Raw genomic sequence first — 5,180 nt, 5'->3', positions numbered from 1 at the left:
CTTCGGGGTGAAGGTCACCAGCGTCAACACCGCCAACCGTCAGGGCAAGCGCAAGCGGACCCGCTTCGGTTACGGCAAGCGCAAGGACACCAAGCGCGCGCTCGTGACCATCTCGGCCGACAGCAAGCCCATCGAGATCTTCGGAGGCCCGGTCGCGTAAGCGGCGGGGAATCCAGAAAGCAGAGAAGAACTCATGGCAATCCGTAAGTACAAGCCGACTACCCCGGGCCGCCGCGGGTCGTCCGTCTCGGACTTCGCCGAGATCACCCGGTCGACCCCCGAGAAGTCGCTGGTCCGCCCGCTGACCAAGAGCGGTGGCCGTAACGGCCACGGCCGGATCACCACCCGGCATCGCGGTGGCGGTCACAAGCGCGCCTACCGGCTGATCGACTTCCGCCGGCTGGACAAGGACGGCGTGCCGGCCAAGGTCGCTCATATCGAGTACGACCCCAACCGCACCGCGAACATCGCGCTGCTGCACTACCTGGACGGCGAGAAGCGCTACATCATCGCGCCCAAGGGCATCTCGCAGGGCACGAAGATCGAGTCCGGTCCGACCGCGGATATCAAGCCCGGCAACAACCTGCCGCTGCGCAATATCCCGACCGGTACCACCATCCACGCGGTGGAGCTGCGTCCCGGCGGCGGCGCCAAGATGGCCCGCTCGGCCGGTGCCAGCATCCAGCTGCTGGGTAAGGAAGGCCCCTACGCCACGCTGCGTATGCCCTCCGGTGAGATCCGCCGCGTCGACGTGCGCTGCCGCGCCACCGTCGGCGAGGTCGGCAATGCCGAACAGTCGAACATCAACTGGGGCAAGGCCGGCCGTATGCGCTGGAAGGGACGCCGTCCCACGGTCCGTGGTGTCGTCATGAACCCGGTCGACCACCCGCACGGCGGTGGTGAGGGCAAGACCTCCGGTGGTCGCCACCCGGTCTCGCCCTGGGGCCAGCCGGAAGGCCGTACCCGTAAGCCGAACCGTCCGAGCGACAAGCTCATCGTCCGTCGCCGTCGCACCGGCAAGAAGCGCTAAGGAGGAGGTAAGAAATGCCACGCAGCCTCAAGAAGGGCCCGTTCGTCGACGACCACCTCCAGGCGAAGGTGGACGTGCAGAACGAGAAGGGCAGCAAGCAGGTCATCAAGACCTGGTCGCGTCGTTCGACCATCACCCCCGATTTCATCGGCCACACCTTCGCCGTCCACGACGGCCGCAAGCATGTGCCGGTGTTCGTCTCGGAGAACATGGTCGGGCACAAGCTCGGTGAGTTCGCGCCGACGAGGACGTTCCGCAGCCACGTCAAGGAAGATCGGAAGAGCAAGCGGCGATGAGCACAGAAACTCAGAATCCGACTGCGCGCGCGACCGCCAAGCACGTGCGCGTGACCCCGATGAAGGCCCGCCGGGTCGTGGACCTGGTTCGCGGCAAGCGCGTCTCCGACGCGCTCGACCTGCTCCGGTTCGCCCCGCAGGCCGCCAGTGAACCGGTCGCCAAGGTCGTGGCCAGCGCCGCGGCGAACGCCGAGAACAACCTCGGCCTCAACCCCGACACCCTGGTCATCTCGACGGCGTACGTCGACGAGGGCGCGACCATGAAGCGGTTCCAGCCGCGCGCCCAGGGCCGGGCGTTCCGGATCCGCAAGCGCACCAGCCACATCACCATCGAGGTCGAGAGCGTCCCCACCGCCGGTGGCACTCGTGGCCGCCGGAAGGGAGGGGCAAAGTAAATGGGACAGAAGATCAACCCCCACGGCTTCCGCCTCGGTATCACCACCGACTGGAAGTCCCGTTGGTACGCAGACAAGCAGTACGCGGACTACGTCAAGGAAGACGTCGCCATCCGCAAGCTGCTGAGCACCGGCATGGAGCGGGCCGGTATCTCCAAGGTGGAGATCGAGCGCACCCGTGACCGGGTCCGTGTCGATATCCACACCGCGCGTCCGGGCATCGTCATCGGCCGTCGCGGCGCGGAGGCCGACCGGATCCGCGCCGAGCTGGAGAAGCTCACCAAGAAGCAGGTCCAGCTGAACATCCTCGAGGTCAAGAACCCCGAATCGGATGCGCAGCTGGTCGCCCAGGGTGTGGCCGAGCAGCTCTCCAACCGTGTGGCCTTCCGTCGCGCGATGCGTAAGGCCATCCAGTCGGCCATGCGTTCGCCGAACGTCAAGGGCATCCGCGTGCAGTGCTCGGGCCGCCTCGGTGGCGCCGAGATGTCGCGTTCGGAGTTCTACCGCGAAGGCCGCGTCCCGCTGCACACGCTGCGTGCCGATATCGATTACGGCCTGTACGAGGCCAAGACCACCTTCGGTCGTATCGGTGTCAAGGTCTGGATCTACAAGGGCGATATCGTCGGCGGCAAGCGTGAGCTGTCCGCCCCGAGCGCGCCGGCCGGGGATCGCCCGCGCCGCGAGCGCCCGAACCGCCCGCGTCGTTCCGGTTCCTCCGGCACCACTGCGACCAGCACCGAGGCCGGGCGCGCCGCTACCGCGGTGGCCGAGCCCCCGGCAGAAAAGCAGGAGGGCTGACCAATGCTGATGCCCCGCAAGGTCAAGTTCCGCAAGCAGCATCACCCCGGTCGTTCCGGTATGGCCAAGGGCGGCACCTCGGTGACGTTCGGTGAGTTCGGTATCCAGGCGCTGGAGCCGGCGTACGTGACCAACCGGCAGATCGAGTCGGCGCGTATCGCGATGACCCGCCACATCAAGCGTGGCGGCAAGATCTGGATCAACATCTACCCGGATCGCCCGCTCACCAAGAAGCCGGCCGAAACCCGTATGGGTTCCGGTAAGGGTTCGCCGGAGTGGTGGGTCGCGAACGTCAAGCCGGGCCGCGTGATGTTCGAGATGAGTTTTCCGAACGAGGAGATCGCTCGCGAGGCGCTGCGCCGCGCGATGCACAAGCTCCCGATGAAGTGCAGGATCGTGACGAGGGAGGAGCAGTTCTGATGGCAACCGGTACCCCTGCCGCAGAGCTCCGCGAGCTGAGCGAAGACGAGCTCGTCTCCCGCTTGCGCGAATCGAAGGAAGAGCTGTTCAACCTGCGCTTCCAGATGGCGACCGGTCAGCTGACCAACAATCGCCGGCTGCGTGTGGTGCGTCACGAGATCGCGCGTATCTACACGGTCATGCGTGAGCGCGAGCTCGGTTTGGCCACCGGACCCGCTGACAAGGGAGATGCGGCATGAGTGACGAGCAGAAAGTGGAGGAGCGTGGCCGCCGCAAGGTGCGGACCGGCTACGTCGTCTCCGACAAGATGAACAAGACGATCGTCGTCGAGTTGGAAGATCGTCATCGGCACGCCCTCTACGGCAAGATCATCCGCACCACCTCCAAGGTGAAGGCGCATGACGAGAACGAGACCGCCGGTGTCGGCGATCGCGTGCAGCTGATGGAGACCCGGCCCACGTCGGCAACCAAGCGGTGGCGGCTGGTCGAGGTCCTGGAGAGGGCCAAGTAAGGTCGCGCTCCGGCTGCGAAGGTCGTGCACGTAAGGCCCGCTTCCCGTTCCGGGAGGCGGGCCTTCGTTGTCCGCCAGTGGGAATCCGATTGCGTCGGTTGACGTGCCAGATGGTCCCGACTGCTGTCCAAGCGATGAGAGTGAGACGCGAGAGTAGTCTTCGGTTGTGCCGACGACTGCTGGTGACCCCCGGCTCGGGGAGGTGATCAAGGCGTACATGGAGGCCCGTGGGATCACGACGCACGATGCGATGGCCCGGGTTCTCGGCGTCGAGCGTAGCCTGGTGTCGAAATACGTCAACGGTTCGAGGTCGTGCCGCGACGTCACGCAGCTGAGGCACTACGCGGCGGCCATGGAGCTTTCGCCCGAAGTCTTCGGCCTGCTCGATCGTATCGAGGACGACATCCACTGGGATGACGGTGTGGCGGAATGGAAGCTGGTGCGGCGATCCTTGAATCGCAACCGTCATGCCCTCACGTCGGTTGCTGCCCGGTTCTACTGGGAGCCGAGCCGCATCGAGGGCACGACCTGCTTGACCAAACCCGGCTGGATTGCCCCGACACCCGTTGACCTAGATCGAATACAGCTGGAACTCGTGCACGAGGCCGAGGAACCTCTTCTAGATGGGAGCGAGGCCGAGACCGCGTTCATGCGCCCGCTGAGACCGGATGGCGCTCGGTTCGACCGCTACAGCCAGGCTGTCCGATCGCTTGCACAACCGGGCCTCTTCGAGAATCGCACCTCGTATCGCCTGCTCGAAGCAGCATTCGATGATGCCGGAGGAGTCATGAGGTTCGGGCTCACCACATACTTCGACATGATCGACGTATGCGAGGCCCTTGCACATGAGACCGCCGCCGCGTGGATGGCCCGTGAGCGCGGCGAGAGAATCGAACTCGACGATCTCCGGTTCCGGCGACAGGTCGGCGATCTATTCGACACCGGCCGTCGTGCCGTTCTTCCCAGCATCAACACATTGACAATCCGGCGCGGGGTCGAAGGCGACACATTCTTCCTGCATCGGAGAGGGTCTTCGTCGGTGACGCTTGCTCCTGGGCTCACGCACATCGTTCCGGCAGGAGTATTTCAGCCGGCCGCAATCGGTCCTTGGAATGTTCATCGAGACTTTGATCTGTGGCGCAATATCATCCGTGAGTTCTTCGAGGAGTTGCTGAATGCACCTGAGCACGACGGAAGTCGGGGCAGTTCCGTCGATTACGGCTCGGAACCGTACCGAATGCTCTCGGATGCTCGGCGAGAAGGGAGCGTCAAGGCATGGTGCTTCGGACTCGGGATGGACCCGTTGGCGCCTGCCGGGGAAATCTTGACCGTTATCGTTTTCGCGGCGGAAGTATTCGATCGAGCCTTCGCGGGCCTCGTTCCTCGCAATGCGGAGGGCGAGCTTTACGTGTCAGACGACGGGACAGTCGGAATGAGCTGGACCGCCGCGAATGTCCGCAGGGTTCTCAACCACGAACCGCTGGCCGCGGCGGCCGCCGCCTGCATTGCGCTCACCTGGCGGTATCGTCACCTGCTGCTGCCTTGATCGCAGGAGGAGAGCATGCGGATTCTGGTGACCGGAGCGAACGGCTATCTCGGTCGAGCGGTCGTCACAGCTTTGAAGAGGGCAGGACACGACCCGCTGGCGATGATCCGGACCGAGACATCAGTGCGTGAGGTGCCCGTCCGAATTTCCGATCTGCTCGATGGCGCAGGGCTGAGGAAGGCGC

10 protein-coding genes are annotated in these 5,180 nt (G+C 64.9%); all 10 read left to right on the top strand.

The window, feature by feature from the left end:
• The coding region (gene rplW, locus ACWDU1_RS29215) for a 50S ribosomal protein L23 (protein ID WP_450003380.1) at positions 1–160 on the top strand (160 nt) is incomplete at its 5' end.
• A 33-nt stretch (positions 161–193) separates the two neighbouring features.
• Complete coding sequence (gene rplB, locus ACWDU1_RS29210; RefSeq protein ID WP_450003378.1) at positions 194–1,030, top strand: 50S ribosomal protein L2; 837 nt, start codon at positions 194–196, stop codon at positions 1,028–1,030.
• A gap of 14 nt (positions 1,031–1,044) precedes the next feature.
• Positions 1,045–1,326 carry a 30S ribosomal protein S19 gene (rpsS, locus tag ACWDU1_RS29205; RefSeq protein WP_062999056.1) on the top strand — a complete coding sequence of 94 codons (282 nt, stop codon included), beginning with the start codon at positions 1,045–1,047 and terminating at the stop codon, positions 1,324–1,326.
• A complete protein-coding gene (gene rplV / locus ACWDU1_RS29200; RefSeq protein ID WP_030522694.1) occupies positions 1,323–1,721 on the top strand; it encodes a 50S ribosomal protein L22 in 399 nt (132 codons plus the stop codon). The genes rpsS and rplV overlap by 4 nt, the downstream gene beginning before the upstream one ends.
• Positions 1,722–2,519, top strand: a complete 798-nt coding sequence (gene rpsC / locus ACWDU1_RS29195; protein WP_450003376.1) for a 30S ribosomal protein S3 — start codon at positions 1,722–1,724, stop codon at positions 2,517–2,519.
• 3 nt (positions 2,520–2,522) lie between these two features.
• Positions 2,523–2,939, top strand: coding sequence for a 50S ribosomal protein L16 (gene rplP, locus ACWDU1_RS29190; RefSeq protein ID WP_450003374.1), 417 nt, complete (start codon positions 2,523–2,525; stop codon positions 2,937–2,939).
• On the top strand, positions 2,939–3,178 hold the full coding sequence (gene rpmC, locus ACWDU1_RS29185) for a 50S ribosomal protein L29 (protein WP_357422068.1): 240 nt from the start codon (positions 2,939–2,941) through the stop codon (positions 3,176–3,178). The genes rplP and rpmC overlap by 1 nt, the downstream gene beginning before the upstream one ends.
• Positions 3,175–3,450 (top strand): 30S ribosomal protein S17, encoded by a 276-nt coding sequence (gene rpsQ, locus ACWDU1_RS29180; RefSeq protein ID WP_450003372.1) that lies wholly within the window; start codon positions 3,175–3,177, stop codon positions 3,448–3,450. The genes rpmC and rpsQ overlap by 4 nt, the downstream gene beginning before the upstream one ends.
• Positions 3,451–3,616: 166 nt before the next feature.
• Positions 3,617–4,996, top strand: coding sequence for a helix-turn-helix domain-containing protein (locus tag ACWDU1_RS29175; RefSeq protein WP_450003371.1), 1,380 nt, complete (start codon positions 3,617–3,619; stop codon positions 4,994–4,996).
• 15 nt (positions 4,997–5,011) lie between these two features.
• A partial coding sequence (locus ACWDU1_RS29170) for an NAD-dependent epimerase/dehydratase family protein (protein ID WP_450003379.1) occupies positions 5,012–5,180 on the top strand: 169 nt, incomplete at its 3' end.

It is taken from the genome of Nocardia sp. NPDC003345, assembly GCF_053589395.1.
Note: the sequence above shows the minus strand (reverse complement) of the source record. Positions and strands in the feature narration are given on the sequence as shown.